A 26320-nucleotide genomic window follows, 5' to 3' on the forward strand; every position below is an offset into this window, starting at 1 on the left:
TCGGGTGAGCCGCTTGGCGACTCACCCGATTCGAGATTTAACGCAGACCGCGTTGAGTCTCGTCCAGCTCACGGATGTACTTGAAGATTTTACGGCTCGATGCCGGTGGCTTGTTGGTCGCCAGTTCGTGCTGGGCCTGACGGATCAGGGAGCGCAACTGCTGACGATCAGCCTCCGGGTAGTCGAGCACGAACTTCTCCAGGACCGCATCGTCGCCCGCGATCAAGCGATCGCGCCAGCGTTCCAGGCCATGGAAACGTTCGTTGTACTGCCGGGTGGAGGCATCGAGTTGATCGAGCAACATGAGAATGGCGTCAGTGTCCTGATCGCGCATCAGTTTGCCGATGAACATAAGGTGCCGTTTACGCGCGATATTCGCGGTGTGCTTGGGCGCATCAGCCAGTGCCCGGCGCATAGCGTCGGTCAACGGCAGTTTTGCCAGCAAGTCAGGCTTGAGCGTTGTAAGGCGCTCGCCGAGGTCAACCAGAGCATGAAGCTCGCGTTTAACCTGGGATTTGCTTTTTTCTCCCGTATCGAGGGAGTCGTCGTAAGAATCAACCATGGTGGCCGTCCGCAAAGAAACGCCGCCATGATAACCAGTCGGGGGCCGCTTGTCCGGCCCGGTCGCTCGAAGGCCCCAGCCGAAAGCAGAATTTGAGTGGAGAACAGCATGAGTGCAGTTGAAAGCGTCGGCCCACAAGCGTTGCCGGCACTGCAAGAACAAGTCGAGCAGATCATCGCTGAAGCCAAGCGTCAGGGGGCCAGTGCCTGTGAGGTCGCTGTATCCCTGGAACAGGGCCTGTCCACCTCGGTGCGCCAGCGTGAGGTCGAAACCGTCGAATTCAACCGCGACCAGGGCTTTGGTATCACCTTGTACGTTGGTCAGCGCAAAGGCTCGGCCAGCACCTCGGCCAGTGGCCCAGAAGCGATTCGTGAAACCGTCGCGGCGGCGTTGGCCATCGCCAAGCACACCTCCGAAGACGAAGCTTCCGGCCTGGCAGATGCCGCGCTGATGGCCAGGGCTCTGCAGGATTTCGACCTGTTCCATGAATGGGACATCACCCCGGAGCAAGCCATCGAGCAGGCGCTGACCTGTGAAGCCGCGGCATTTGCTACCGACAGCCGGATCAAGAACGCCGACGGCACTACCCTCAGCACTCATCAAGGCTGCCGTGTTTACGGCAACAGTCACGGTTTTATCGGTGGCTATGCGTCGACCCGTCACAGCCTGAGCTGCGTGATGATTGCCGAGGCCGATGGCCAGATGCAGCGCGATTACTGGTACGACGTGAACCGTCAGGGCAACTTGCTGGCCGACCCGGTGAGCATCGGTCAACGTGCCGCGCAACGGGCCGCGAGCCGGTTGGGTGCCCGTCCGGTGCCGACCTGCGAAGTGCCGGTGCTGTTTTCTGCGGAACTGGCCGGTGGCTTGTTCGGCAGCTTCCTCTCGGCGATTTCCGGCGGCAGCCTCTATCGAAAATCGTCGTTCCTTGAAGGCACGCTGGGTCAGAAGCTGTTCCCGGAATGGCTGACCATCGACGAGCGTCCACACTTGATGCGCGCCATGGGCAGTTCGGCGTTCGACGGTGATGGCTTGGCGACGTACGCGAAACCGTTCGTCGAAAAAGGCGAGTTGGTGTCCTACATCCTCGGCACTTACTCCGGTCGCAAGTTGGGCATGCCGAGCACCGCCAACGCGGGTGGCGTGCACAACCTGTTCGTCACCCATGGTGATGAAGATCAGGCCGCCTTGCTGCGCCGCATGGGGCGTGGCTTGCTGGTCACCGAGCTGATGGGCCAGGGGCTGAATATGGTCACCGGTGATTATTCCCGGGGCGCGGCGGGTTACTGGGTCGAGAACGGCGAAATCCAGTTCGCGGTCCAGGAAGTGACCATCGCCGGCAACATGCGCGACATGTTCAAGCAGATCGTTGCCGTCGGTAATGACCTGGAATTGCGCAGCAACATTCGCACCGGTTCGGTGTTGATCGAGCGGATGACCGTCGCGGGCAGCTAACGCTTGCCGCTACACAAAAAGGCGCGCCACCCATTGGGTGGCGCGCCTTTTTTATGCGCCTTGCACAGAACCCATGTGGGAGCGGGCTTGCTCGCGAAGGCGGTGTATCAGTCGACATCAATGGTGAATATCAGACTGCATTTGCGAGCAAGCCCGCTTCCACAATGAATTCGGCGTGCTTTGCTGGGGTTGTCTTGGTTCTCATTATCATCTAATAATAAATCTCATTAGCGAGCGAGCCCGGATTATGAGTTCTGCCTTGCACGAGCAACCTTACCTCGAAAGCTGGCGCTGGATGAGTCGCAAAATCCGTTGCGCGATGGACCCCGACGAGCCGCGCCTGATCGAACATTACCTGGCTGAAGGCCGGTATCTGGCGTGCTGCACGGCCACTTCTCCCTGGACCATCGCCGAGACGTCCTTCCGTTTGTTGCTCGACACCGCCACCGATGTCGCGCTGCCCTGGCACTGGCGGACCTACTGCCTGGATCAGGCCTGGCGCCCGCTGCGCGAACTCGAACGCCTCTCTCTGTGCAAATGCCGCCTCAAGCGCTGGCAAAGCTACACCTGGCAACTCTCGATCTGCGAGTTGCAGCCCTCGATTCCTCTCATAGAACTGGTGCAAGGATTTACAGATGACCAAGACTCGTATTGAGCGCGACAGCATGGGCGAGCTTCAAGTCCCGGTGGATGCGCTCTATGGCGCGCAGACCCAGCGTGCGGTGGATAACTTCCCGATCAGCGGCAAGCCGATGCCGGTGCAGTTCATCCGTGCGTTGATCCTGGCCAAGGCGGCCGCCGCCCAAGCCAACGTCGAGCTCAAGCAAATCAGTGAATCCCAAGGCAAATCCATCTTTGACGCGGCACTGAGCCTGCTCAAGGGCGACTTCATGCAGCACTTCCCGGTGGACATCTTCCAGACCGGTTCCGGCACCAGTTCCAACATGAACGCCAACGAAGTGATTGCCACCCTGGCGAGCCGCCTGCTCGGCGAGCCGGTGAACCCTAACGACCACGTGAACTGCGGCCAAAGCAGCAACGACATCATCCCGACCACCATCCATGTCAGCGCCGCACTCGCGTTGCATGAGCAACTGCTGCCGGCGCTGGTGCGTCTGGTGCAGGTCATCGAACGCAAGGCTGAAGAGGTTCATCACCACGTCAAAACCGGTCGCACGCACCTGATGGACGCCATGCCGGTGCGCATGAGCCAGGTGCTCAATGGGTGGGCGCAACAGCTCAAGGCCAACATCGGTCATTTGCAGGACCTGCTGCCGAGCCTGCAATCCCTGGCCCAGGGCGGCACGGCGGTCGGTACCGGGATCAATGCACATCCGCAATTCGCAGCACGTTTCAGCCAACAGCTGAGCGAACTGACCCATGTTCAGTTCACGCCGGGCAAGGATCTGTTTGCGCTGATCGGCTCCCAGGACACTGCGGTGGCTGTCTCCGGGCAGCTCAAAGCGACAGCGGTTTCGTTGATGAAAATCGCCAACGACCTGCGCTGGATGAACTCCGGCCCGCTGGCCGGCCTCGGCGAAATCGAACTCGAAGCCTTGCAGCCGGGCTCTTCGATCATGCCCGGCAAGGTCAACCCGGTGATCCCGGAAGCCACCGCTATGGTCGCCGCCCAAGTGATCGGCAATGACACGGTCATTACCATCGCTGGTCAGTCGGGCAATTTCGAGCTGAACGTGATGCTGCCGATCATCGCCCAGAACCTGCTGAGCAGCATCGAACTGCTGGCCAACTCCAGTCATCTGCTGGGTGAGAAGGCCATTGCCAGCTTCAAGGTCAACGAATCACGAATCAAAGAAGCGCTATCACGCAATCCGATTCTGGTGACCGCACTCAACCCGATCATTGGGTACCAAAAAGCCGCTGAAATCGCCAAGAAGGCCTATCAGCAAGGGCGCCCGGTGATCGATGTCGCCCTGGAGCACACCGACCTGACGCGCAGCCAACTGGAAGAATTACTCAACCCAGAGAAGCTCACCGCAGGCGGCGTGTAATCACCGCTACCGCTTTGGAGGCTCACCATGGAGCACTGGAAACGCACGATCGAAAGGGCCAATCGCCATTTCATGCTGGGCGAATTGGTCGATGCCCGCGAGGCTTACTTGCAGGCCCTTGCCTTGGCCCAGGTGTTGTTCGAGCGCTGGGCGGATGCCGACGAAGCGGTGTCGGCCAGCGTGATTTCCCACCACAACCTGGCGGACCTGCATTTGCGTCTGAACCAGCCAGAGGAGAGCGCCGAATACCTGTGCGCGATCCATCAGCGGTTGTTGCAGACCTTGCAGGACCCACGACTGGCGCCAGCCCTGCGTGAAGCAGCGTTGCGCCAGAGCAGCAAAACCTACGTCGAGCTGCTGAATTTCATCAGCGAACACGGCGAATACCCGCGTACGCATCGATTGCTGCACATCGATGCCGCCTCGCCTGCGCCCCTACATCATGGAGTTCATTGAAATGGCTTTTACCTTGCCTGCCTTGCCCTACGCCTACGACGCCCTGGAACCGCACATCGATGCGCAGACCATGGAAATCCACTACACCAAGCACCACCAGACTTACATCAACAACCTCAACGCTGCGGTGGAAGGCACCGAGTTTGCCGAGTGGCCGGTGGAAAAACTGGTCGCCAGCGTCCTGCAGTTGCCGGAAAAACTCCGGGCGGCGGTGATCAATCAGGGCGGCGGCCACGCCAACCATTCGCTGTTCTGGCAAGTGATGGCGCCCAACGGCGGCGGCAATCCTGAAGGCTCCTTGGCTGAGGCGATCGATGAGCAACTGGGCGGCCTGAGCAGTTTCAAGGAAGCCTTCACCAAAGCCGCGCTGACTCGTTTCGGCAGCGGCTGGGCGTGGCTCAGTGTGACGCCGCAAAAGACACTGGTCGTTGAAAGCAGCGGTAATCAGGACAGTCCATTGATTAACGGCAATACGCCAATCCTAGGCCTGGATGTCTGGGAACACGCGTATTACCTGCAGTACCAGAACCGTCGTCCGGAATACATCAATGCGTTCTACAACGTGATCAATTGGCCTGAAGTCGCTGCGCGTTATCAGGCTGCGCTGGTTTAAGTCCTCTATAAAAACAATCCAAGGCTGACTATGGGCACTGAAACACTGGCGATCGGAGGCGGACGAATGTTTCGTTACGCGTTGGGATCGCTGTTGCTGCTGGCGGGCATGTCGTTGTTGGTCGCCAATGGGCTGGCGTGGTTCGATCTGGAACCCAAGCTGCTGCGTGCACTGCAGGGCGGGGCGGTTTGTGCCCTGGGCACTGCGTTGGGCGCGGTGCCGGTGTTGGTGATTCGCCGCATGCCGCAGGCGGTCAGCGATACGTTGCTCGGTTTTGGTGCCGGGGTGATGCTCGCGGCGACGGCGTTTTCGCTGATCGTTCCGGGTATTTCCGCTGCTGAAAGCCTGGGGCTGACACCCTGGGCGGCCAGTGGTCTGATCAGCTTCGGCATCATGCTCGGCGCGTTCGGGCTGTTTCTGGTGGACCGAAAGGTGTCTGGCGCCTCGCCGCAAATGCTCGTCGGAACCCTGGAGCGGCCGGTCATCCCGCCACGGATCTGGTTGTTTGTGTTTGCCATCATTGCCCACAACATTCCTGAAGGCATGGCGGTCGGTGTTTCGGCCGGTGGTGGGATGCCGGATGCAGACAGCCTGGCCATGGGCATTGCGTTGCAGGATGTGCCGGAAGGGTTGGTGATTGCGCTGGTACTGGCAGGGGCGGGGATGTCGCGGGTCAAGGCATTCCTGATCGGTGCTGCCTCAGGTCTGGTTGAGCCGGTCTTTGCGCTGTTGTGCGCCTGGCTGGTGAGCCTGGCCGAATTGCTATTGCCGTTAGGGTTGGCGTTGGCGGCGGGTGCGATGTTGCTGGTGGTCACCCATGAAATCATCCCCGAGTCGCGGCGCAATGGTCACGACAAGCTGGCGAGTCTTGGCTTGTTGATCGGGTTTTGTTTGATGATGGTGATGGATACTGCACTCGCCTAGGCGAGTGCTTAACCGCCTTCGCCGAAGTAGTCGTTGATCAACTCCACCAATGCCTGCAAGGCCTCGTCAGCCTGTTCACCTTCGGTACTGAGGTGGATTTTTGTTCCCTTGCCGGCGGCGAGCATCATCATGGCCATGATGCTTTTTCCGTCGACCAAGGAGTCGGGAGTACGTCCGACCCGGATCGTGCAATCCTTGAACTCACCGGCAACGCCAACGAATTTTGCCGAAGCGCGGGCATGCAGGCCCAGCTTGTTGATGATTTCGATTTCCAGAGCAGGCATCGCGATGTGAATCCTTTAGCTGAGGTCGCGGTGGCGAACCTGGACGTTCTTCAGGGATTGTTGCAGGACCTGGCCCAGACGTTCGGTCAGGTAGACGGAGCGGTGATGCCCGCCGGTGCAGCCAATGGCAATGGTGACATAAGCGCGGTTGCTGGCGGCAAAGCGCGGCAACCACTTGAGCAGGTAAGTGGAAATGTCCTGGAACATCTCTTCGACGTCCGGTTGTGCCGCCAGGTACTCGGCCACCGGTTGATCAAGCCCGGACTGATCGCGCAATTCCGGCTTCCAGTAAGGGTTGGGCAGGCAGCGCACGTCGAACACCAGATCCGCATCCACCGGCATGCCACGCTTGAATCCGAAAGATTCCACCAGGAACGCAGTGCCGCTATCTGGCTGGTTCAACAGGCGCAACTTGATGGTATCGCGTAGTTGATACAGGTTCAGGTTGGTGGTGTTGACTTTGAGGTCCGCCAGATCGGCGATCGGCCCCAGCAAACTGGTTTCGTCCTGAATTGCCTCCGCCAACGAACGGTGGGCAGTACTCAGTGGGTGGCGGCGGCGGGTTTCCGAGAAGCGTTTGAGCAGGGTTTCTTCGTCGGCGTCCAGGTACAACACATCACACTTGATATGCCGGCTGCGGACTTCTTCGAGCAATTCCGGAAACCGCGAAAGGTGGCTCGGCAGGTTGCGTGCATCGATGGATACCGCGACCAGGGGTTGTGCCAGCTCGGTATGAATAAGTGCGCGCTCGGCCAGTTCCGGCAGCAATCCGGCGGGCAGGTTGTCGATGCAGTAGTAGCCGTTGTCCTCGAGAACATCGAGTGCGGTACTTTTACCTGAGCCGGAACGGCCACTGACAATGATCAAACGCATGATTAGTGACCGTTTTGCTCGTCCAGGACAACCTGATACAAGGCTTCGTTGCTCGGGGCGCTACGCAGTTTTTCGCGTACTTCCTTGCGATCAAGCATGCTGGCGATCTGGCGGAGCAGTTCCAGGTGCGCATCGGTAGCTGCTTCCGGGACCAGCAGAACAAACAGCAGGTCAACCGGGGCGCCGTCGATGGCGTCGAAATCAATGGGTGCGTCGAGGTGCATCAGGGCACTGATGGGCGAGGTGCAACCCTTCAGGCGGCAGTGGGGAATGGCGATGCCGTTGCCAAAACCGGTCGAACCGAGTTTTTCACGCGCAATCAGAGCCTCAAAGACATCTTGCATTTCCAGATCCGGCACTTCCCGGGCGATCAGGTTGGCAATTTGCTCGAGGGCTTTCTTTTTGCTGCCGCCCGGCACGTTCACGAGGGAACGGCCGGGGGTCAGGATGCTTTCAAGTCGGATCATGGGTTGGGAGTGTTAACGACCGGTAGCGCCCTGAAGGAGGCTTTGGGTCTTTTCCTTATGCTTTTTGAGTTGTTTATCCAGCTTGTCGGTCAGTGCGTCGATCGCCGCGTACATATCGGTATGCTCCGCGTTGGCGACCACTTCATTGCCGGGAATATGCAGCGTGGCTTCGATTTTCTGCTTGAGCTTTTCGACCGTCATCGTGACCTGCACGTTGGTGATCTTGTCGAAATGCCTCTCTAATCGTTCGAGTTTTTCGCCGATGTAGGTGCGAAGAGGTTCGGTCACTTCCAGTTGGTGTCCACTGATGTTGACTTGCATACAGCTTCTCCTTCGTTGCCAGTGCATAAAGCGGTAGATCAGATGATCTACCACTGGAACGCTGTGGCGTGGCTCTACATCAACCGCTTGCGTTCGCTCGAAGGCGCGATCCCGAGGGATTCGCGGTACTTGGCGACGGTGCGGCGAGCCACCTGAATGCCTTGTGCCTCCAGTAAACCAGCGATCTTGCTGTCACTCAACGGCTTTTTCTGATTTTCCGCGGCAACCAGTTTTTTGATGATCGCGCGGATCGCTGTGGACGAGCATTCGCCGCCTTCGGAGGTGCTGACATGGCTGGAAAAAAAGTATTTCAGTTCATATATGCCCCGTGGGGTATGCATGAATTTCTGCGTGGTCACTCGTGAAATCGTCGACTCGTGCATGCCCACCGCCTCGGCAATATCATGCAGAACCAGCGGTTTCATCGCTTCGTCGCCGTACTCCAGGAAGCCGCGCTGATGCTCGACAATCTGGGTGGCCACTTTCATCAGGGTTTCGTTGCGGCTTTGCAGGCTTTTGATGAACCAGCGAGCTTCTTGCAACTGATTGCGCATGAAGGTGTTGTCGGCGCTGGTGTCGGCGCGGCGCACAAACCCGGCGTATTGGGCGTTGACCCGCAGCCGTGGCACCGATTCCTGGTTCAGCTCGACCAGCCAGCGCTCGTTGTCCTTGCGCACGATGACGTCAGGGACAACGTATTCGGCTTCACTGGACTCGATCTGCGAGCCCGGACGCGGGTTGAGGCTCTGCACCAGCTCGATGACCTGGCGCAGTTCATCTTCCTTGAGCTTCATGCGGCGCATCAGCTGGCTGTAGTCGCGACTGCCGAGCAGGTCGATGTAGTCGGTGACCAGGCGTTTCGCTTCGGCCAGCCAGGGGGTCTTGGCTGGCAGTTGGCGCAGTTGCAGCAGCAGGCATTCACTCAGGTTGCGGGCGCCAATGCCGGCCGGTTCGAATTGCTGGATGCGGTGCAGGACGGCTTCGATTTCGTCCAGTTCGATGTCCAGTTCCGGATCGAAGGCCTCGAGAATTTCCTCAAGGGTTTCGTCCAGGTAGCCCTGATTGTTGATGCAGTCGATCAGGGTCACGGCGATCAGGCGATCGGTGTCGGACATCGGTGCAAGGTTCAGTTGCCACAACAAATGGCTTTGCAGGCTTTCACCGGCCGATGTGCGGGTGGTGAAATCCCACTCGTCGTCATCGTTGCTCGGCAGGCTGCTGGCGCTGGTCTGGTAGACGTCTTCCCACGCGGTATCGACGGGCAGCTCGTTGGGAATGCGCTCGTTCCAGTCGCCTTCCTCGAGGTTATCCACCGTCGGGGCGGTTTCCTGGTAGGAGGGTTCCGAAATGTCGGCGTTGGGGAGCTGTTCGGCTTTGTCGGCCAAAGGGTCGGCGTTATCGAAGTCGTCGCCTTCTTCCTGGCGTTCGAGCATCGGATTGGACTCCAGGGCCTCCTGGATTTCCTGTTGCAGGTCCAGGGTCGACAATTGGAGCAGGCGGATAGCCTGTTGCAGCTGCGGTGTCATCGTCAGCTGCTGGCCCATTCTCAAGACTAGCGATGGTTTCATGGCAGGGGCTTAACACCTTATTCGCCGGCGCACATGCGCCATCCACTACAGGGCGCCGGAGCGCCAAACATAAGCAAATTATATGCCCGAAACTGCAGCGTTTGCCTAGAGCGCTGTAACAATAAAAAAGTATTGATTTTTTATCGAGACAAGCGCTCGGACAATCAGCCAGACACCTTAGCGCTTAAAGGCGGAATTCATGGCCCAGATACACTTCCTTGACCAGTTCGTTGGCCAGGATGGTGGCGGAGTCACCCTCGGCGATCAACTGGCCATCGTTGACGATGTAGGCGGTTTCGCAGATATCCAGGGTTTCACGGACGTTGTGGTCAGTGATCAGCACGCCAATGCCTTTGGCCTTGAGGTGGTAGATGATCTGTTTGATGTCGCCCACCGAAATCGGGTCCACACCGGCGAATGGTTCGTCGAGGAGGATGAATTTCGGGTTGGTGGCCAGTGCCCGGGCGATTTCCACCCGACGACGCTCACCGCCGGACAGGCTCATGCCGAGGTTGTCGCGGATGTGGCTGATGTGGAATTCCTGCAGCAGGCTTTCCAGCTCCTTGCGACGCTCTGCCTTGTCGAGTTCCTTGCGGGTCTCGAGGATGGCCATGATGTTATCGGCCACCGACAGTTTGCGGAAGATCGACGCTTCTTGCGGAAGATAGCCGATACCGGCCTTTGCACGACCGTGCATCGGCTGGTGGCTGACGTCTAGATCGTCGATCAGTACGCGACCCTGATCGGCCTGTACCAGGCCAACTATCATGTAGAAACAGGTGGTCTTGCCGGCGCCGTTAGGACCCAGCAGGCCGACGATCTGACCGCTGTCAATGGACAGGCTGACGTCACGCACGACTTGGCGGCTCTTGTAGCTCTTGGCCAGATGCTGAGCTTTCAGAGTTGCCATTACGGGGCCTTTTTCTCGTCGGTTTTTGGCTTGGGCTGGATCACCATGTCGATGCGCGGACGCGACTCGGTGACCTTGTTGCCCGTGGCGCGACCGGCGCTCGCCAGCTTTTTCACCGTGTCATAGACGATTTTCTCGCCTTGGGTGACGTTGTTGTCCTTGTCGATGACTTTTGCACGATCGATCAATACGACGCGGTTTTGCGAGGCGTGGTACTGGATGGTCACTCCGTAGCCCTGAACCGGCTTGGTGTCGCCAGCCGTCTGCATCTGCTCAAAGTAGGCAAGGTTGCCCACCGAGGTCACCACATCGATGTCGCCAGCCGGGGTACGGGTGATGGTCACGGTATTGCCGGTGACCTTCATCGAGCCCTGAGTGATGATCACGTCACCTTTATAGGTGGCAATGCCATTCTTGTCGTCCAGTTGGGCGTCGTCGGCCTGAATGCGGATAGGCTGCTCTTGATCGTTCGGCAGAGCCCAGGCGCTCACGCTTCCCAGTGCTGCGCCCAGACTGAGCAAAATAGGGAGAGTTTTAACGAGCCTCATACTGTCCTCTTACGTTCGATAGCAGGTGTATCCTGCTTTCTTTCAAATACGCTTTCATTCCGTTGCCTGTCGATACACCGCCAGCGCCGTCGATTCTAACGGGTTGATCGGTCTGCGCATATTGCTGCTGCGGGAACACTGTCATTCGGGTGGTGGTAATCAGGGTTCTGCGGTTTTTCTCGTCGAAACGCGTGATGCGCACCGAGTCAATCAGCTCGACCTGAGTGCCGTCCGGGTTGACTTCGCCGTGCTCACTCTGGACGTGCCAGGGAAACTGGGTGCCACGAAACATGTTCAGGTCGGGGTTGGTCAGCAACGTCACCTCGGTCGCCTTCAGGTGTTCAACCTTGTCGGACGTCATCTCGTATTGCAATTTGCCGTCTGGCAGGTACTGCACGCTGTGGGCGTTGAGCGCGTAATAGTCGATCGCGGTTTCGTCTACCTTGACCACGGGTTTGTCGAGGAAGCGTTCGGGGCTGATGTTCCAGTAGCCGACCGCGGCGAACAGCGCCGCGATGCAGCCGAACACCAAGATGTTACGAATCTTTTTGCTCAGCATAATGGGCTCACAGGTACGCGGCGTTGGCCGCATCGAGGCGGCCCTGGGCGCGCAGGATCAATTCACAGAATTCGCGAGCGGCACCCTCGCCACCACGGGCCAGGGTGATGCCATGGGCGTTTTCACGCACGAAGCTGGCAGCGTTTGCTACGGCCATGCCCAGACCCACGCGGCGAATCACCGGCAGGTCCGGCAAGTCGTCACCCAGGTAGGCGACCTGTTCATAGCTTAGGTTGAGTTGGGCGAGAAGTTCGTCGAGCACCACCAGTTTGTCTTCACGACCCTGATAGAGGTGTGGAATGCCGAGGTTCTTCGCCCGTCGCTCGACCACTGGGGTCTTGCGGCCGCTGATGATAGCGGTCTGCACGCCGGCTGCCATCAACATCTTGATGCCTTGGCCGTCGAGCGTGTTGAACGTCTTGAATTCACTGCCGTCTTCGAGAAAGTACAGGCGCCCGTCGGTCAGCACGCCATCGACGTCGAACACCGCGAGTTTGATCTGTTTGCCGCGTTGCAGCAGGTCCGTGCTCATTACATTACTCCCGCACGCAGCAAGTCGTGCATGTTCAAGGCGCCGACCGGGCGGTCTTCGCTGTCGACCACGACCAGTGCGTTGATCTTGTGGTCTTCCATTATTTTCAGGGCTTCGGCGGCGAGCATCTCGGCGCGAGCGGTCTTGCCGTGCGCGGTCATGACCTGATCGATGGTGGCGCTATGAATGTCGATGCTGCGGTCCAGTGTGCGGCGCAAGTCACCGTCGGTGAAGATCCCGGCCAGTTTGCCATCGGCTTCCAGGATCACGGTCATGCCCAGGCCCTTGCGGGTCATTTCCATCAGCGCATCCTTGAGCAGCGTGCCGCGTTGAACCTGCGGCAGCTCCTGGCCGGCGTGCATGACGTTTTCGACTTTCAGCAAAAGGCGTCGGCCCAGCGCGCCGCCTGGATGGGAAAAGGCGAAGTCTTCAGCGGTAAAACCCCGGGCTTCCAACAGAGCAACGGCCAGGGCGTCGCCCATCACCAGCGCGGCGGTGGTCGATGAGGTCGGTGCCAGGTTCAGTGGACAGGCTTCGTGCTCGACGTGAACGTTGAGGTTGACCTCGGCGGCCTTGGCCAGCGCCGAGTCCGGGTTGCCGGTCACGCTGATCAATTTGATGCCCAGCCGTTTGATCAGGGGCAGCAGGGTGACGATTTCATTGGTGGAACCGGAATTCGACAGGGCCAGGATGATGTCGTCGCGGGTGATCATGCCCATGTCGCCGTGGCTGGCTTCGGCCGGGTGCACGAAAAAGGCCGTGGTGCCGGTGCTGGCCAGGGTGGCGGCGATCTTGTTGCCGATGTGCCCCGATTTGCCCATGCCGACCACGACCACGCGGCCTTTGCTGTCCAGAATCATCTCGCAAGCGCGTACGAAATCTGCGTCGATATGGGGCAGCAAGCCTTGTACGGCTTCCAGTTCGAGGCGGATGGTGCGTTGTGCAGATTGAATCAGGTCGCTGGATTGGCTCATGTCAGAAATCGTATAGCCTGATGAAAAGGCGGCGATTATAGCGGTAATGATCAAAACCCTCACGCAAGTTCGTCACGCTTTGTCATTCCCTGTTACCGAATCCCCTCTGAACGAGGCTTTTTGCCTGTCATGTTGCTGAACATGGGCCGGCTTGGGCCTTGGGCGCTTGGCCTTTGCAGTGATATAGTTCGCCGCCAGTTCGGCCTGCCCGGGGAGGTATGTGCTTTCGTCAGAAAGCCAGGCGTCCGAGTGTGAGGCTGCATCGCAAGGAGTTTAGATGAGTGCCGATAACGCCTACGCGGTCGAGCTGAAGGGACTGTCCTTCAAGCGCGGTGCGCGCAGCATTTTCAATAACGTCGATATCCGTATCCCGCGCGGCAAGGTCACCGGCATCATGGGGCCTTCCGGGTGTGGCAAGACCACGCTGTTGCGGTTGATGGGCGCACAGTTGCGGCCCTCCAAGGGCGAAGTCTGGGTCAATGGCCAGAACCTGCCAAAGCTGTCGCGCAGCGATTTGTTCGATGCGCGCAAGCACATGGGCGTGTTGTTCCAGAGCGGCGCGCTGTTTACCGACCTCGACGTGTTCGAGAACGTCGCCTTTCCGCTGCGCGTTCATACCGAGCTGCCGGAAGAAATGATCCGTGACATCGTCCTGCTCAAATTGCAGGCCGTGGGGTTGCGTGGCGCCATCGACCTGATGCCCGACGAACTGTCCGGTGGCATGAAGCGCCGTGTTGCGCTGGCGCGGGCGATTGCCCTCGACCCGCAAATCCTCATGTATGACGAACCCTTTGTCGGTCAGGACCCTATCGCCATGGGCGTGTTGGTGCGCCTGATCCGCTTGCTCAACGATGCGCTGGGCATCACCAGTATCGTGGTCTCCCACGATCTGGCCGAGACTGCCAGCATCGCCGACTACATTTATGTGGTGGGCGACGGCCAGGTCTTGGGGCAGGGCACTCCCGAGGAGCTGATGAACTCGCAGGAGCCGCGTATTCGTCAATTCATGACCGGCGATCCCGACGGTCCGGTCGCCTACCACTTTCCAGCGACGGATTACCGCGCAGATCTTCTGGGGAAGCGTTGATGCGCAAGATTTCACTATTGGAACGCGTGCGTCGATTCGGCCACGGCGGCATCGATGTGCTGGCGGTGTTCGGCCGTTCGGCGATTTTCCTGTTTCATGCCTTGCTCGGTCGCGGTGGTATCGGCGGCGGCTTTGGCCTGCTGGTCAAGCAACTGCATTCGGTGGGCGTGATGTCCCTGGTGATCATTGTGGTCTCCGGGGTGTTCATCGGCATGGTGCTGGCGTTGCAAGGCTTCAACATTCTGTCCAGCTACGGTTCGGAGCAGGCGGTCGGGCAGATGGTTGCGCTGACGCTGTTGCGTGAACTTGGCCCCGTGGTCACGGCATTGCTGTTCGCCGGGCGTGCAGGTTCGGCGCTGACCGCCGAAATCGGCAACATGAAGTCCACCGAACAATTGTCCAGTCTGGAAATGATTGGCGTCGACCCGCTCAAGTACATCATTGCCCCGCGGCTGTGGGCCGGCTTCATTTCCCTGCCAGTGCTGGCTATGATTTTCAGCGTGGTGGGCATATGGGGCGGTTCGTGGGTGGCCGTCGACTGGCTGGGTGTCTATGAAGGTTCCTACTGGTCCAACATGCAGAACAGCGTGACGTTCACGGATGATGTGCTCAACGGCATCATCAAGAGCATCGTCTTCGCCTTTGTCGTGACCTGGATCGCCGTATTCCAAGGGTATGACTGCGAGCCCACTTCCGAGGGGATCAGTCGTGCCACTACCAAGACCGTGGTGTACGCCTCTTTGGCTGTGCTCGGCCTGGACTTTATTTTGACCGCCTTGATGTTTGGAGATTTCTGATGCAAAACCGCACCCTGGAAATCGGTGTCGGCCTTTTCTTGCTGGCTGGCATCCTGGCTTTGCTGTTGCTAGCGTTGCGGGTCAGTGGCCTGTCCCCAAGTGCCACCACCGATTCTTATAAACTTTATGCGTATTTCGACAATATCGCCGGTTTGACGGTCAGAGCTAAAGTGACCATGGCCGGTGTGACCATCGGCAAGGTCACGGCGATCGATCTGGACCGCGACAGTTTCACCGGTCGAGTGACGATGCAGCTGGAAAAGCGCGTAGATAACCTGCCGACTGACTCCACTGCATCTATCCTGACGGCTGGCCTGTTGGGCGAGAAGTACATCGGCATCAGCGTGGGCGGCGAAGAAGGCTTGCTCAAGGAGGGTGGAACCATTCACGACACCCAGTCGTCGCTGGTGCTCGAGGACCTGATCGGTAAATTTCTGCTCAATACCGTTAGCAAAGACGCCAAATGAGGAGCTTTTGAATGATCTCTACCTTGCGACGTGGCCTGTTGGTATTACTCGCGGCCCTGCCGTTGATGGCTAACGCCGTGGCAGCGCCCTCAGCGCACGAAATCGTGCAGGACACCACGACTCGGTTGCTTGCCGACCTGTCGGCCAACAAAGAGAAGTACAAGCAGGACCCGAAAGACTTTTACACGGCGCTGAACACCATCGTCGGGCCAGTCGTGGATGCCGAGGGCATTTCCAAAAGCATCATGACGGTCAAATACTCGCGCAAAGCCACGCCGGCGCAGATGAAGACCTTCGAAGAAAACTTCAAGAGAGGTCTGTTCCAGTTCTATGGCAACGCCTTGCTTGAGTACAACAATCAGGGCATTACCGTCGACCCTGCCAAGGATGAGTCTGGAGACCGTACCAGCGTTGCCATGACGGTCAAAGGCACCAACGGCTCGATCTATCCTGTGTCGTACACACTCGAGAAGATCAATGGCGAGTGGAAACTGCGCAACGTGATCATCAACGGCATCAACATCGGCAAGCTGTTCCGCGATCAGTTCGCTGATGCGATGCAGCGCAATGGCAATGACTTGGACAAGACCATCAATGATTGGGCCGGCGAAGTCGCCAAGGCCAAGGAAAAAACCGCAGACGCCACCGAGAAGTCTGTCCAATGAGTGTGTCGGCCATTCGGATGAGCGAAACCGGCGAGCTGCGACTGAGCGGCATGCTGGATTACCTCACCGGCCCTGGTCTGCGCAAGCAGGGGCAGGCGTTGATCAAGTCCAGCACGGCTGCCGAAGTGGTAGTCGATTGTTCGGCAGTGTTGAAGTCCAGCAGCGTAGGCTTGTCCCTGCTGCTGTGCTTCATGCGCGATGCAGAGGCGGCCGGCAAGGCGCTGAGCATCCGCGGGCTGCCAGAAGACATGCGTGAAATCGCTCAGGTCAGCGAATTGACCGAGCTGTTGGCGCATCCCTAACCAGCATCTATTAAGAAGCCCCCCGTCAGAGTCCTGCTTCGCGGGGTTCGCAGGCGCGGGGCTTTTTTGTATGATGTCCGACCCGCGCGCACAGGGCGCCGATTGAGGTTGAGCATGCAGGCCGTAGAAGTGAAGAGCTTCCTTGAAGGAAAGCTGCCCGGAACGTTGGTAGAAGTTGAGGGCGAAGGCTGCAATTTCCAGCTGAACGTGATTAGCGATGAACTGGCGGCGTTGAGCCCGGTGAAGCGTCAGCAGCAGATCTATGCCCATTTGAACCCATGGATCACCGATGGCAGCATCCATGCGGTCACTATGAAATTTTTCAGCAGCGCGGCCTGGGCCGAGCGCACCTGAGCCCAAGGGCGTCGAGATTCTTATGGATAAATTGATTATTACTGGCGGCGTTCGTCTTGATGGCGAAATCCGCATCTCCGGGGCGAAAAACTCTGCCCTGCCGATCCTGGCTGCAACCCTGCTGTGCGATGGCCCGGTAACGGTTGCCAACCTGCCGCACCTGCACGACATCACCACGATGATCGAGCTGTTCGGCCGCATGGGCATTGAGCCGGTGATCGACGAGAAGCTCAGCGTCGAAATCGACCCGCGCACCATCAAGACCCTGATCGCACCGTATGAGCTGGTGAAAACCATGCGTGCATCGATCCTGGTGCTGGGCCCGATGGTTGCCCGTTTCGGTGAAGCCGAAGTCGCCCTGCCTGGCGGTTGCGCCATTGGGTCGCGTCCGGTTGACCTGCACATTCGTGGCCTCGAAGCCATGGGCGCGGTCATCGACGTGGAAGGCGGCTACATCAAGGCCAAGGCGCCTGAAGGCGGCTTGCGCGGTGCGCACTTCTTCTTCGACACCGTCAGCGTAACCGGTACCGAAAACATCATGATGGCCGCTGCTCTGGCCAAGGGCCGCAGCGTGTTGCAGAACGCCGCTCGCGAACCTGAAGTCATCGACCTGGCTAACTTCCTGATTGCCATGGGTGCCAAGATCACTGGCGCCGGCACCGACACCATCACCATCGATGGCGTTGAGCGTCTGCACCCGACCACGTACAAAGTGATGCCTGACCGTATCGAAACCGGCACCTACCTGGTGGCCGCAGCCGTAACCGGCGGTCGTGTGAAGGTCAAGGACACTGATCCGACCATCCTCGAAGCCGTTCTTGAGAAACTCAAGGAATCGGGCGCGGAAATCACCTGCGGCGAAGACTGGATCGAGCTGAACATGCACGGCAAGCGGCCAAAAGCCGTCAACGTGCGGACCGCTCCGTACCCGGCGTTCCCGACCGACATGCAAGCGCAGTTCATCTCCCTCAACGCCATTGCCGAAGGCACGGGCGCCGTGATCGAGACGATCTTCGAAAACCGCTTCATGCACGTTTATGAACTGCACCGCATGGGCGCCAAGATCCAGGTCGAAGGCAACACGGCCATCGTTACCGGTACCGAAAAGCTGAAAGGCGCGCCAGTGATGGCCACCGACCTGCGCGCTTCGGCCAGCCTGGTGATCTCGGCACTGATTGCCGAAGGCGACACCCTGATCGACCGCATCTACCACATCGACCGTGGTTACGAGTGCATCGAAGAGAAACTGCAGATGCTCGGCGCCAAGATCCGCCGCGTACCGGGCTAGTTTCTGCTGCATGGGCGCAGGGACGCGCCCGTTGAATTTGTTTCAAGTCGAGCCTGTTTCTGGCTCGATGTGTGTCCGGCGCCATTTGCGACCGGGCATCAGTAGCCTGATAAGGACTGACGTTTCCCATGTTGACCATCGCACTGTCCAAGGGCCGCATCCTTGACGACACCCTGCCGCTTCTGGCTGAAGCGGGCATCGTGCCGACCGAGAATCCGGACAAGAGCCGCAAGCTGATCATCCCCACGACTCAGGCCGATGTGCGCCTGCTGATCGTGCGCGCTACCGATGTGCCGACCTACGTCGAACATGGTGCCGCGGACCTGGGCGTCGCCGGTAAAGATGTGCTGATGGAATATGGTGGCCAGGGTCTGTACGAGCCTTTGGACCTGCGAATTGCCCTGTGCAAGCTGATGACCGCCGGCCGTGTCGGCGACGTCGAGCCCAAGGGCCGCCTGCGAGTGGCGACCAAGTTCGTCAACGTTGCCAAGCGTTACTACGCCGAGCAGGGCCGTCAGGTCGACATCATCAAGCTCTACGGCTCGATGGAACTGGCGCCGCTGATCGGTCTGGCAGACAAGATCATCGACGTGGTCGACACCGGCAACACCCTGCGCGCCAATGGCCTGGAACCCCAGGATTTCATTGCCGACATCAGCTCCCGGCTGATCGTCAATAAAGCTTCGATGAAAATGCAGCACGCCCGTATCCAGGCGTTGATCGACACCCTGCGCAAGGCAGTGGAGTCTCGACACCGCGGCTGATTCACCTGCGCGACGTTAAGTCGCGCCCGTCTATCCGCCTCATAGCCAGAATTCTCAGGTGCCCAAGCGGAAACGACTGCTAAGTTAGGGCGCCTGAGTTTTTGCCAATCCTATGAGGCTCTCGCTATGACCGCACCGACTGCAATTCGCCGACTCAACGCTGCTGACCCGGATTTCGCGCATCATCTGGATCATCTGCTGAGCTGGGAAAGTGTGTCTGACGACTCGGTCAATCAGCGAGTGCTGGACATCATCAAGGCTGTGCGTGAGCGTGGCGATGCCGCGCTGGTGGACTTCACCCGGCAGTTCGACGGACTGGACGTTGCGTCCATGGCGGACCTGATCCTGCCGCGCGAACGTCTGGAACTGGCGCTGACACGGATCACCGTGCCTCAGCGCGAAGCGCTGGAAAAAGCCGCGACTCGTGTGCGCAGCTACCACGAAAAACAGAAACAGGAGTCCTGGACCTACACCGAAGCCGATGGCACGGTGCTGGGCCAGAAGGTCACGCCGCTGGATCGCGCCGGCCTGTACGTCCCGGGCGGCAAGGCGTCGTACCCATCCTCGGTGTTGATGAACGCGATTCCGGCCAAGGTCGCCGGTGTGACGGAAGTGGTCATGGTGGTGCCGACCCCGCGCGGTGAAATCAACGAGCTGGTGCTGGCCGCAGCGTGCATCGCCGGAGTTGACCGCGTCTTCACCATTGGTGGCGCGCAAGCGGTCGCCGCATTGGCTTACGGCACCGAAAGCGTGCCGAAGGTCGACAAGGTGGTTGGCCCGGGCAACATCTATGTCGCCACTGCCAAGCGCCACGTGTTCGGCCAGGTCGGCATCGACATGATCGCCGGGCCGTCGGAAATCCTCGTGGTGTGCGACGGCCAGACCGATCCGGACTGGATCGCCATGGACCTGTTCTCCCAGGCCGAGCACGATGAAGATGCCCAGGCGATTCTGGTCAGCCCGGACGCCGAGTTCCTCGACAAGGTCGCGGCCAGCATCGCCAAACTGCTGCCAACCATGGAGCGCGCCGAGATTATCGAAACCTCGATCAATGGCCGTGGCGCGCTGATCAAGGTTCGCGACATGGAACAAGCCATCGAAGTGGCCAACCGCATTGCGCCGGAGCACCTGGAGTTGTCGGTCGCCGATCCGCAAGCCTGGCTGCCGCTGATCCGTCACGCGGGCGCGATCTTCATGGGTCGTCACACCTCCGAAGCCCTGGGTGACTACTGCGCAGGTCCCAACCACGTGTTACCGACGTCCGGCACCGCGCGGTTCTCTTCGCCGCTGGGCGTGTACGATTTCCAGAAACGCTCGTCGATCATCTTCTGCTCCGAGCAAGGTGCGTCCGAACTGGGCAAGACCGCTTCCGTGCTGGCCCGTGGCGAGTCGTTGACCGCCCACGCCCGTAGCGCTGAATACCGCATCGTCGACGACAAGCAGGGGAACTGAAGATGAGTAAATTCTGGAGCCCGTTCGTCAAGGATCTGGTGCCTTACGTGCCGGGCGAGCAGCCGAAGCTGGCGAAACTGGTGAAGCTCAACACCAACGAAAATCCTTACGGCCCGTCGCCAAAAGCCCTGGCAGCGATGCAGACCGAACTCAACGACAATCTGCGTTTGTATCCGGACCCGAACAGCGATCTGCTGAAAAACGCTGTGGCTGCGTATTACGGCGTGCGGGCCAATCAGGTGTTCCTCGGCAACGGTTCCGATGAAGTCCTGGCGCACATTTTTCACGGCTTGCTGCAACACGACAAAGCGGTGCTGTTCCCGGACATCAGCTACAGCTTCTATCCGGTCTACTGCGGGTTATATGGCATCAAGTTCGACACGGTGCCGCTGGACGAGCAGTTCCAGATCAATCCTGCGGACTACGCCAAGCCGAACGGCGGGATCATCTTCCCGAACCCGAATGCCCCGACCGGTTGCCTGTTGGCACTGGATGCGGTGGAGCAAATCCTCAAGGCCAGCCCGGATTCGGTGGTTGTGGTGGATGAGGCTTACATCGACTTTGGCGGCGAGACGGCGATCACTTTGGTGGACCGTTATCCGAACCTGCTGGTGACTCAGACCTTGTCCAAGTCCCGCTCACTGGCCGGCCTGCGGGTGGGCCTGGCGGTGGGGCATCCGGATTTGATCGAGGCGCTGGAGAGGATCAAGAACAGCTTCAACTCCTATCCGCTGGATCGCCTGGCGAATGTCGGGGGGGCGGCGGCGTTCGAGGATCGCGAGTACTTCGACAAGACCTGCCGGTTGGTCATCGAGCATCGTGAGTGGGTTGTTGCGCAATTGGAAGGGAAGGGGTTTGAAGTACTGCCATCGGCGGCGAACTTCATTTTTGCCCGTCATCCGCAGCACGATGCGGCCGGGCTGGCGGCGAAATTGCGTGAGCAAGGCGTGATCGTCCGGCACTTCAAGCAGGCGCGGATTGCGCAGTTCCTGCGGATATCGATTGGTACGCCGGAGCAGAATCAGGCACTGATCGACGGCCTCGGCGACCTCTGATCCTACAAGGTTTTGTGGGTTACTCGTGATGCGGTTCGCCGAGGAAGGTCAGCGAACTGAACACGCCGCGCGTCGCGACATCCGGATTGTCCTTCAACACAATCTCCATCTGCGCCGAAATCACATTCAACCCTTCATTGCGCACCACCACCTGCGCACGGCCGTCGGCATCAGTCTCGGTGCTCAAGGTATTCGGCGCACTGCGATAATCGCCAGTCAACTTCACCCCCGCCGCCGGTTTCCCATCCAGTAGCACCCGCACTGGCAGCAACTTGCCCGGTCCTACCGTCAGCGGATCAACCTCCGGCAGAATCAGCAGCTTCATCTGATCAAGCTTCGGCAACTTCGCTCCTGGCTGATAAATCGCCAGGCTGTATTTGAAGGTCTGCGTCGACTCGATGGCCCCCGGCACTTTGCTGCGTCCTTCGTTGATCCATTTTTTATCCGCTGTCTGCGACCACATGCCGTTGTCCAGCGCCACCGCCATCACGGCGGGCGGCTTCAACGGTTGCAGACGTGCGTGATCGGCCAAGCGCTGCACGGTCACCGGGATCATTTTGCCGTTGACGTCATAAGCCCAGGCGCCGCTGATCTTTTGTGCCTTGAAGGCGTTGTCTTCGGCGCCGTGGCCGTAAATCACTTCGATGTTGCCGCGACGTTGTTCGGTCCAGAGACCATGGGCCGACACCTGGGTTGCGAACAGCAGGCCGAGCAATGCCAGGGGTTTGAGGTGTTGCATGGGAACTTCCTTTTACAGATTGAGTGTGAGGCTGACGGTGAAATTGCGCGGCTCGCCGGGGTTGACCCAGTAATTGCTGTACGAGCGCTCGTAGTATTTCTCGTCGAAAATGTTGTTCAGGTTCAGGCCGACAGTGACGTTTTCGCTGGCCTTGTAATGGGCCAGCAGGTCGACGGTGTGGTAGGCCGGCAGCTCGAAATCGCTGCCGGACTCGCCCGAGCGATCGCCGACGTAAGTGAACGCCGCGCCGACGTCCGAGCCTCGTAAATGTCCATCCTGGAATTCATAAACGCCCAGCAGACTGCCGCTGCGCTTGGCGACGCCGAGGATTCGGCTGCCGGTGGGAATGACCTTGTCGCCCTCGGTGACCTCGGCGTCGATGTAGGCGAAGGCACCGATCACCCGCACCGCGTCGGTCACTTGCCCGGTGACTTGGAAGTCGAATCCCTGGCTGCGGGCCTTGCCCATGGCGCGGCTGGTGTCCGTGCCCGGGTCGAGCGCAAGGATGTTTTCCTTTTCGATATGGAAGGCGGCGAGGGTGGTGCTCAAGCGATCATCGAACAGCTCGCTCTTGATCCCGACTTCGTAACCGACGCCTTCTTCCGGGTCGAAGGATTTGCCGCCAGCGTCCAGGCCGTTGTTCGGCTTGAACGAGGTGGAGGCGTTGGCGAATAGCCCGACTTCGGGTGTCAGTTGATAAAGCAAACCGGCCCGTTGGGTCAGGGCGTCGTGGCTCTGGCGGTTGGTGGCGCCGCGGCTGTGATCGTCGATGCTTTGCTCGAAATGTTCGAAGCGAGCACCGAGCATGCCGCGCAGTTTGTCGGTGAAGACAATCTGGTCCTGCAGGTTCAGCGCCCGGCTTTCGACGTGTTCAAAAAGGTCGGTGCCGGAGCGCTTGCCGTTGGGTTTCGGCTGACCGTAGACGGGTTGATAAATGTCGACGGCGTAGGGGCCGCCGGCAATGGTCGTGACCCGTTCGTTCTTGCGGAAGTTTTCATACTCGCTGCCAATCAGCAGTTCGTGCTGCCAACTACCGAGGTCGAACACACCGCGCAATTCGAGTTGGGTGATGCTGTCGTGCCAGTTTGTATCGCGCTCGCGATACCGCCGATTCACCGTGTGGCCGTCGGCATTCAACGGGCGACTTTCGGAAGCGTAGCCCCAGAGTTTGCCTTCCTTGTAATGGCTGGCCAGGCGCAGTTTCCAGTTGTCATTGAGATGATGTTCGAGCGCGGCTTGCAGCAGATTATTGTGGTTGTCGATGTTGCCGTCATTGGGTTCGCCAAGGAACGTCGAACGGGAAACGCCACTCCATTTATTGTTCGGCGCGACGATGCCGCGATCGAACGTGGAGCTATGACGGACGAATTCGCTCTCCACCAATAGGCTGGTGTCCGGGTTCAGTTGCCAACTGAAGGAGGGGGCGACAAACACTCGCTGGCTGTCGACGTGATCGCGGAAGCTGTGGTTGTCTTCGACGGCCAGGTTGATTCGAGACAGCACGTTGGCGTCGTCATCCAGCGGCGTGTTGACGTCGAGGGCGGTGCGATAACGATCCCAACTGCCGGCGCTGGTTTGCAGGGTGGTGAAAGCTTCGGGCTGGGGTTTCTTGGTGACGATGTTTACCGTGCCGCCTGGATCGCCGCGCCCGTAGAGACTGGCGGCGGGTCCTTTGAGCACCTCGATGCGCTCGATGTTGGCGACGTCCGGGGTGCTCGGGTAACCCCGGTTGGCGCTGAAGCCGTCCTTGTAGAACTCCGACGTGGTGAAGCCGCGCACGCTGTATTCGTAAAGCGTCAGGCCTCCGAAGTTGTTCTGCTTCGACACACCGCCGGCAAAATCCAGGGCGCGCTCGACACTGGTGCTGCCCAGGTCATTGAGCACACTGACGGGAATCACGCTGATGGATTGCGGGATGTCGCGGATCGCGGTATCGGTTTTGGTCGCGCTGGAAGACCGCATGGCGCGGTAACCCTGGACCGGGCCGGTGGGCGATTCGTAGTCGGAGGTGACGCTGATGGCGTCCAGTTCGAGGGTGCCGGGCTCTTCGGCGAAGACCGGATCCCCCAGCAGGCCGAGGGCAAGACTTGCCACGCAAGCCATTGTTCTAGACGACATGTTATGTTGTTCCAATTGAGATATTGAAACAATATAACATGCCTAATGAGAATGTCTGCTGTTAGCCCGAGATCCTCGGGCCAGGGTCAGTTTTCTTCTTTCTCTTTAACCGGCGCCGGTGGTGGACGCAGGCCGATCTCCGCCGTGAGCTTCAGCTCTTTGCCGTTGCGCATCACCTGAATGGTGACCTTGTCGGTCGGTTTGATCCGCGCGACCTGATTCATCGAACGACGACCATCGCCGGCCGGTTCGCCGTCGATGCTTAGAATCACATCACCCAATTGCAGGCCGGCCTTCTGCGCCGGACCGTCACGGAAAATCCCCGCGACCACAATCCCCGGGCGTCCCGACAGGCCAAACGACTCCGCCAGTTCCTGACTCAACGGCTGCACTTCGATGCCGAGCCAGCCGCGAATCACCTGCCCGTGTTCGATGATCGACTTCATCACTTCCATGGCCAGTTTGACCGGGATCGCAAAACCGATGCCTTGCGAGCCGCCGGACTTGGAAAAGATCGCCGTGTTGATGCCGGTCAGGTTGCCGTTGGCATCCACCAGCGCACCGCCGGAGTTGCCGGGGTTGATCGCGGCGTCGGTCTGGATGAAATCTTCGTAGTTGTTCAGGCCCAACTGGTTACGACCGGTGGCGCTGATGATGCCCATGGTCACGGTCTGGCCGACGCCGAACGGGTTGCCGATGGCCAGCGCGACGTCACCGATGCGGATGTTATCGGAGCGACCGACGGTGATCGACGGCAGGTTTTTCAGATCGATCTTCAGCACCGCGAGGTCGGTTTCCGGGTCGCTGCCGATGACGCGGGCCAGGGTTTCGCGACCGTCCTTGAGCGCGACCACAATCTGGTCGGCGCCGCTGGTCACGTGGTTGTTGGTCAGCAAATAACCTTCCGGGCTCATGATCACGCCCGAGCCCAGGCTCGACTCCATGCGCTTCTGCTTGGGCGAGTTGTCGCCGAAGAAGCGGCGGAACTGCGGGTCTTCGAACAAGGGATGGTTTGGTTTGTTGATGACTTTGGTGGTGTACAGGTTCACCACCGACGGCGCTGCGGTGGTGACCGCGTCGGCATAGGACACCGGACCTTGCTGCATCGTGGTGGTTTGCGGGGCTTGCTGCAGGTTGACGTCGAGGCTCGGAAGCCCGACCCACTGCGGGTAACGCTGGATGATCAACAGAGCGATAAGCACGCCGGCCAACAGCGGCCAGCCGGAAAAACGCAGCGCCTTGAGCATTAAGCACGTCCTGAGAGGTTGCAGGCGGTATGAGACCGCCCATAATGTCGCGCATTATACGAGGCGCAGCTCGCCTCTGAACGGGATATTTAGGAGTCTTTTATGGCCGTCGCCTTGAGCACCCTGGTCGAAGAAGCCGACCGTTACCTTAACAGTGCCAGGATTGCCGATTACTGCCCCAACGGCTTACAGGTCGAAGGCCGCCCACAGGTGATGCGAATCGTCAGTGGCGTCACCGCCAGCCAGGCTTTGCTGGACGCCGCGGTCGAAGCTCAGGCCGATCTGGTGCTGGTGCATCACGGCTATTTCTGGAAAGGCGAGAACCCGTGCATCACCGGCATGAAGCAGCGTCGGCTGAAAACCCTGCTCAAGCACGACATCAGCCTGCTGTCCTATCACTTGCCGCTGGACCTGCACCCGGACGTCGGTAACAACGTGCAGCTGGCGCGTCAGCTCGACATCACGGTCGAAGGCCCGCTGGATCCGGACAACCTCAAAGTGGTCGGCCTGGTCGGCTCGTTGAGCGAACCGATGACGCCCCGTGATTTCGCTCGCCGAGTGCAGGAGGTCATGGGCCGCGAGCCGTTGCTGATCGAAGGCAGCGAAATGATCCGTCGCGTAGGCTGGTGCACCGGTGGCGGTCAGGGGTACATCGATCAGGCCGTGTTGGCCGGGGTCGATCTGTACCTCAGCGGCGAGGCTTCCGAACAGACCTTCCACAGCGCCCGGGAAAACGACATCAGCTTCATCGCCGCCGGCCACCACGCCACCGAGCGCTATGGCGTGCAGGCATTGGGTGATTACCTGGCCCGACGGTTTGCCCTCGAGCACATCTTCATCGATTGCCCGAATCCGATCTGAATTTCACACAGTTCCCTGTAGGAGCGAGGCTTGCCCGTGAAGAACGATAACGCGGTCCATCAGTTA

General features: G+C 59.4%; 31 protein-coding genes. 17 read left to right on the forward strand and 14 right to left on the reverse strand.

What is annotated here, in order from left to right:
* Positions 1 to 37: 37 nt before the first annotated feature.
* Positions 38 to 562, reverse strand: coding sequence for a ribosome biogenesis factor YjgA (gene yjgA, locus ACA051_RS04405; RefSeq protein WP_054049927.1), 525 nt, complete (start codon positions 560 to 562; stop codon positions 38 to 40).
* Positions 563 to 670: 108 nt separating this feature from the next.
* Here yjgA and pmbA point away from each other — a divergent pair, with 108 nt between their 5' ends.
* The 6 genes from pmbA (at position 671) to ACA051_RS04435 (ending at position 6022) form a co-directional block, all read left to right on the forward strand.
* Positions 671 to 2017 carry a metalloprotease PmbA gene (gene pmbA, locus ACA051_RS04410; protein WP_497373653.1) on the forward strand — a complete coding sequence of 449 codons (1347 nt, stop codon included), beginning with the start codon at positions 671 to 673 and terminating at the stop codon, positions 2015 to 2017.
* A 247-nt stretch (positions 2018 to 2264) separates the two neighbouring features.
* Positions 2265 to 2672, forward strand: a complete 408-nt coding sequence (locus tag ACA051_RS04415) for a FagA protein (RefSeq protein WP_497373655.1) — start codon at positions 2265 to 2267, stop codon at positions 2670 to 2672.
* Entirely contained in the window at positions 2653 to 4029 is a 1377-nt protein-coding gene (locus ACA051_RS04420) for a class II fumarate hydratase (RefSeq protein WP_497308047.1), read from the forward strand. The genes ACA051_RS04415 and ACA051_RS04420 overlap by 20 nt, the downstream gene beginning before the upstream one ends.
* A 27-nt stretch (positions 4030 to 4056) precedes the next feature.
* Entirely contained in the window at positions 4057 to 4485 is a 429-nt protein-coding gene (locus tag ACA051_RS04425) for a DUF2753 family protein (RefSeq protein ID WP_497373657.1), read from the forward strand.
* Between the two features lies 1 nt (position 4486).
* Positions 4487 to 5098, forward strand: a complete 612-nt coding sequence (locus ACA051_RS04430; protein ID WP_497373659.1) for a superoxide dismutase — start codon at positions 4487 to 4489, stop codon at positions 5096 to 5098.
* Positions 5099 to 5128: 30 nt separating this feature from the next.
* The gene (locus ACA051_RS04435) at positions 5129 to 6022 is read left to right on the forward strand and encodes a ZIP family metal transporter (RefSeq protein ID WP_497308053.1); all 894 of its coding nucleotides are present in this window, start codon (positions 5129 to 5131) and stop codon (positions 6020 to 6022) included.
* 8 nt (positions 6023 to 6030) lie between these two features.
* On the opposite strand, the gene ACA051_RS04440 is transcribed toward ACA051_RS04435, so the two are convergent.
* The 10 genes from ACA051_RS04440 to ACA051_RS04485 form a co-directional block, all read right to left on the reverse strand.
* A complete protein-coding gene (locus ACA051_RS04440; protein WP_497308055.1) occupies positions 6031 to 6306 on the reverse strand; it encodes an HPr family phosphocarrier protein in 276 nt (91 codons plus the stop codon).
* Between the two features lie 15 nt (positions 6307 to 6321).
* Positions 6322 to 7179 carry an RNase adapter RapZ gene (rapZ, locus tag ACA051_RS04445; protein WP_145306962.1) on the reverse strand — a complete coding sequence of 286 codons (858 nt, stop codon included), beginning with the start codon at positions 7177 to 7179 and terminating at the stop codon, positions 6322 to 6324.
* Positions 7180 to 7181: 2 nt separating this feature from the next.
* Entirely contained in the window at positions 7182 to 7646 is a 465-nt protein-coding gene (gene ptsN, locus ACA051_RS04450) for a PTS IIA-like nitrogen regulatory protein PtsN (protein WP_347803529.1), read from the reverse strand.
* A 12-nt stretch (positions 7647 to 7658) separates the two neighbouring features.
* Positions 7659 to 7967 (reverse strand): ribosome hibernation-promoting factor, HPF/YfiA family, encoded by a 309-nt coding sequence (gene hpf, locus ACA051_RS04455; protein WP_007941242.1) that lies wholly within the window; start codon positions 7965 to 7967, stop codon positions 7659 to 7661.
* Between the two features lie 74 nt (positions 7968 to 8041).
* Entirely contained in the window at positions 8042 to 9535 is a 1494-nt protein-coding gene (locus ACA051_RS04460; protein WP_497308057.1) for an RNA polymerase factor sigma-54, read from the reverse strand.
* 184 nt (positions 9536 to 9719) lie between these two features.
* On the reverse strand, positions 9720 to 10445 hold the full coding sequence (gene lptB / locus ACA051_RS04465; protein WP_010463322.1) for an LPS export ABC transporter ATP-binding protein: 726 nt from the start codon (positions 10443 to 10445) through the stop codon (positions 9720 to 9722).
* Positions 10445 to 10993 (reverse strand): lipopolysaccharide transport periplasmic protein LptA, encoded by a 549-nt coding sequence (gene lptA / locus ACA051_RS04470; protein WP_497308059.1) that lies wholly within the window; start codon positions 10991 to 10993, stop codon positions 10445 to 10447. The genes lptB and lptA overlap by 1 nt, the downstream gene beginning before the upstream one ends.
* Positions 10980 to 11552: an LPS export ABC transporter periplasmic protein LptC gene (gene lptC, locus ACA051_RS04475; RefSeq protein WP_497308061.1), complete on the reverse strand. Its 573-nt coding sequence runs from the start codon at positions 11550 to 11552 to the stop codon at positions 10980 to 10982. Before lptC ends, lptA begins: the two co-directional genes overlap by 14 nt.
* 7 nt (positions 11553 to 11559) lie before the next feature.
* Positions 11560 to 12084, reverse strand: a complete 525-nt coding sequence (locus tag ACA051_RS04480) for a KdsC family phosphatase (RefSeq protein ID WP_497308063.1) — start codon at positions 12082 to 12084, stop codon at positions 11560 to 11562.
* Positions 12084 to 13058, reverse strand: coding sequence for a KpsF/GutQ family sugar-phosphate isomerase (locus ACA051_RS04485; RefSeq protein WP_462025519.1), 975 nt, complete (start codon positions 13056 to 13058; stop codon positions 12084 to 12086). The genes ACA051_RS04480 and ACA051_RS04485 overlap by 1 nt, the downstream gene beginning before the upstream one ends.
* 277 nt (positions 13059 to 13335) lie before the next feature.
* Here ACA051_RS04485 and ACA051_RS04490 point away from each other — a divergent pair, with 277 nt between their 5' ends.
* From ACA051_RS04490 to hisC, 10 genes are all read left to right on the forward strand, one after another.
* Positions 13336 to 14145: an ATP-binding cassette domain-containing protein gene (locus tag ACA051_RS04490; RefSeq protein WP_497373661.1), complete on the forward strand. Its 810-nt coding sequence runs from the start codon at positions 13336 to 13338 to the stop codon at positions 14143 to 14145.
* Positions 14145 to 14942 carry a lipid asymmetry maintenance ABC transporter permease subunit MlaE gene (mlaE, locus tag ACA051_RS04495; protein ID WP_497308065.1) on the forward strand — a complete coding sequence of 266 codons (798 nt, stop codon included), beginning with the start codon at positions 14145 to 14147 and terminating at the stop codon, positions 14940 to 14942. Before ACA051_RS04490 ends, mlaE begins: the two co-directional genes overlap by 1 nt.
* The gene (gene mlaD / locus ACA051_RS04500) at positions 14942 to 15409 is read left to right on the forward strand and encodes an outer membrane lipid asymmetry maintenance protein MlaD (protein WP_497308067.1); all 468 of its coding nucleotides are present in this window, start codon (positions 14942 to 14944) and stop codon (positions 15407 to 15409) included. The genes mlaE and mlaD overlap by 1 nt, the downstream gene beginning before the upstream one ends.
* A gap of 11 nt (positions 15410 to 15420) precedes the next feature.
* A complete protein-coding gene (locus tag ACA051_RS04505) occupies positions 15421 to 16074 on the forward strand; it encodes an MlaC/ttg2D family ABC transporter substrate-binding protein (protein ID WP_497308069.1) in 654 nt (217 codons plus the stop codon).
* Positions 16071 to 16376, forward strand: coding sequence for an STAS domain-containing protein (locus ACA051_RS04510; protein WP_497308070.1), 306 nt, complete (start codon positions 16071 to 16073; stop codon positions 16374 to 16376). Before ACA051_RS04505 ends, ACA051_RS04510 begins: the two co-directional genes overlap by 4 nt.
* Before the next feature lie 114 nt (positions 16377 to 16490).
* Entirely contained in the window at positions 16491 to 16730 is a 240-nt protein-coding gene (locus ACA051_RS04515) for a BolA family protein (RefSeq protein WP_007912386.1), read from the forward strand.
* A gap of 22 nt (positions 16731 to 16752) precedes the next feature.
* A complete protein-coding gene (gene murA / locus ACA051_RS04520; RefSeq protein ID WP_010463300.1) occupies positions 16753 to 18018 on the forward strand; it encodes a UDP-N-acetylglucosamine 1-carboxyvinyltransferase in 1266 nt (421 codons plus the stop codon).
* A gap of 128 nt (positions 18019 to 18146) precedes the next feature.
* The gene (hisG, locus tag ACA051_RS04525; RefSeq protein WP_007901570.1) at positions 18147 to 18782 is read left to right on the forward strand and encodes an ATP phosphoribosyltransferase; all 636 of its coding nucleotides are present in this window, start codon (positions 18147 to 18149) and stop codon (positions 18780 to 18782) included.
* Between the two features lie 126 nt (positions 18783 to 18908).
* Complete coding sequence (gene hisD, locus ACA051_RS04530; protein ID WP_497308072.1) at positions 18909 to 20234, forward strand: histidinol dehydrogenase; 1326 nt, start codon at positions 18909 to 18911, stop codon at positions 20232 to 20234.
* A 2-nt stretch (positions 20235 to 20236) separates the two neighbouring features.
* Entirely contained in the window at positions 20237 to 21289 is a 1053-nt protein-coding gene (hisC, locus tag ACA051_RS04535; protein WP_497308074.1) for a histidinol-phosphate transaminase, read from the forward strand.
* Between the two features lie 19 nt (positions 21290 to 21308).
* On the opposite strand, the gene ACA051_RS04540 is transcribed toward hisC, so the two are convergent.
* The 3 genes from ACA051_RS04540 to algW all read right to left on the reverse strand — a co-directional run bounded on the left by ACA051_RS04540 (position 21309) and on the right by algW (position 25393).
* Complete coding sequence (locus ACA051_RS04540; protein ID WP_497373664.1) at positions 21309 to 22028, reverse strand: DUF4198 domain-containing protein; 720 nt, start codon at positions 22026 to 22028, stop codon at positions 21309 to 21311.
* A gap of 12 nt (positions 22029 to 22040) precedes the next feature.
* Positions 22041 to 24146 (reverse strand): TonB-dependent siderophore receptor, encoded by a 2106-nt coding sequence (locus ACA051_RS04545; protein WP_497373666.1) that lies wholly within the window; start codon positions 24144 to 24146, stop codon positions 22041 to 22043.
* An 86-nt stretch (positions 24147 to 24232) separates the two neighbouring features.
* Positions 24233 to 25393 (reverse strand): Do family serine endopeptidase AlgW, encoded by a 1161-nt coding sequence (gene algW / locus ACA051_RS04550; protein ID WP_438659481.1) that lies wholly within the window; start codon positions 25391 to 25393, stop codon positions 24233 to 24235.
* A gap of 102 nt (positions 25394 to 25495) precedes the next feature.
* Here algW and ACA051_RS04555 point away from each other — a divergent pair, with 102 nt between their 5' ends.
* Positions 25496 to 26254, forward strand: a complete 759-nt coding sequence (locus tag ACA051_RS04555; protein ID WP_109628001.1) for a Nif3-like dinuclear metal center hexameric protein — start codon at positions 25496 to 25498, stop codon at positions 26252 to 26254.
* Positions 26255 to 26320: the final 66 nt, after the last annotated feature.

The organism is Pseudomonas sp. LBUM1669 (genome assembly GCF_059695705.1).

Coding starts and splice junctions, on each gene's coding strand:
- yjgA (WP_054049927.1), bottom strand. CDS start 562: ATGGTTGATTCTTACGACGACTCCCTCGATACGGGAGAAAAAAGCAAA.
- pmbA (WP_497373653.1), top strand. CDS start 671: ATGAGTGCAGTTGAAAGCGTCGGCCCACAAGCGTTGCCGGCACTGCAA.
- ACA051_RS04415 (WP_497373655.1), top strand. CDS start 2,265: ATGAGTTCTGCCTTGCACGAGCAACCTTACCTCGAAAGCTGGCGCTGG.
- ACA051_RS04420 (WP_497308047.1), top strand. CDS start 2,653: ATGACCAAGACTCGTATTGAGCGCGACAGCATGGGCGAGCTTCAAGTC.
- ACA051_RS04425 (WP_497373657.1), top strand. CDS start 4,057: ATGGAGCACTGGAAACGCACGATCGAAAGGGCCAATCGCCATTTCATG.
- ACA051_RS04430 (WP_497373659.1), top strand. CDS start 4,487: ATGGCTTTTACCTTGCCTGCCTTGCCCTACGCCTACGACGCCCTGGAA.
- ACA051_RS04435 (WP_497308053.1), top strand. CDS start 5,129: ATGGGCACTGAAACACTGGCGATCGGAGGCGGACGAATGTTTCGTTAC.
- ACA051_RS04440 (WP_497308055.1), bottom strand. CDS start 6,306: ATGCCTGCTCTGGAAATCGAAATCATCAACAAGCTGGGCCTGCATGCC.
- rapZ (WP_145306962.1), bottom strand. CDS start 7,179: ATGCGTTTGATCATTGTCAGTGGCCGTTCCGGCTCAGGTAAAAGTACC.
- ptsN (WP_347803529.1), bottom strand. CDS start 7,646: ATGATCCGACTTGAAAGCATCCTGACCCCCGGCCGTTCCCTCGTGAAC.
- hpf (WP_007941242.1), bottom strand. CDS start 7,967: ATGCAAGTCAACATCAGTGGACACCAACTGGAAGTGACCGAACCTCTT.
- ACA051_RS04460 (WP_497308057.1), bottom strand. CDS start 9,535: ATGAAACCATCGCTAGTCTTGAGAATGGGCCAGCAGCTGACGATGACA.
- lptB (WP_010463322.1), bottom strand. CDS start 10,445: ATGGCAACTCTGAAAGCTCAGCATCTGGCCAAGAGCTACAAGAGCCGC.
- lptA (WP_497308059.1), bottom strand. CDS start 10,993: ATGAGGCTCGTTAAAACTCTCCCTATTTTGCTCAGTCTGGGCGCAGCA.
- lptC (WP_497308061.1), bottom strand. CDS start 11,552: ATGCTGAGCAAAAAGATTCGTAACATCTTGGTGTTCGGCTGCATCGCG.
- ACA051_RS04480 (WP_497308063.1), bottom strand. CDS start 12,084: ATGAGCACGGACCTGCTGCAACGCGGCAAACAGATCAAACTCGCGGTG.
- ACA051_RS04485 (WP_462025519.1), bottom strand. CDS start 13,058: ATGAGCCAATCCAGCGACCTGATTCAATCTGCACAACGCACCATCCGC.
- ACA051_RS04490 (WP_497373661.1), top strand. CDS start 13,336: ATGAGTGCCGATAACGCCTACGCGGTCGAGCTGAAGGGACTGTCCTTC.
- mlaE (WP_497308065.1), top strand. CDS start 14,145: ATGCGCAAGATTTCACTATTGGAACGCGTGCGTCGATTCGGCCACGGC.
- mlaD (WP_497308067.1), top strand. CDS start 14,942: ATGCAAAACCGCACCCTGGAAATCGGTGTCGGCCTTTTCTTGCTGGCT.
- ACA051_RS04505 (WP_497308069.1), top strand. CDS start 15,421: ATGATCTCTACCTTGCGACGTGGCCTGTTGGTATTACTCGCGGCCCTG.
- ACA051_RS04510 (WP_497308070.1), top strand. CDS start 16,071: ATGAGTGTGTCGGCCATTCGGATGAGCGAAACCGGCGAGCTGCGACTG.
- ACA051_RS04515 (WP_007912386.1), top strand. CDS start 16,491: ATGCAGGCCGTAGAAGTGAAGAGCTTCCTTGAAGGAAAGCTGCCCGGA.
- murA (WP_010463300.1), top strand. CDS start 16,753: ATGGATAAATTGATTATTACTGGCGGCGTTCGTCTTGATGGCGAAATC.
- hisG (WP_007901570.1), top strand. CDS start 18,147: ATGTTGACCATCGCACTGTCCAAGGGCCGCATCCTTGACGACACCCTG.
- hisD (WP_497308072.1), top strand. CDS start 18,909: ATGACCGCACCGACTGCAATTCGCCGACTCAACGCTGCTGACCCGGAT.
- hisC (WP_497308074.1), top strand. CDS start 20,237: ATGAGTAAATTCTGGAGCCCGTTCGTCAAGGATCTGGTGCCTTACGTG.
- ACA051_RS04540 (WP_497373664.1), bottom strand. CDS start 22,028: ATGCAACACCTCAAACCCCTGGCATTGCTCGGCCTGCTGTTCGCAACC.
- ACA051_RS04545 (WP_497373666.1), bottom strand. CDS start 24,146: ATGTCGTCTAGAACAATGGCTTGCGTGGCAAGTCTTGCCCTCGGCCTG.
- algW (WP_438659481.1), bottom strand. CDS start 25,393: ATGCTCAAGGCGCTGCGTTTTTCCGGCTGGCCGCTGTTGGCCGGCGTG.
- ACA051_RS04555 (WP_109628001.1), top strand. CDS start 25,496: ATGGCCGTCGCCTTGAGCACCCTGGTCGAAGAAGCCGACCGTTACCTT.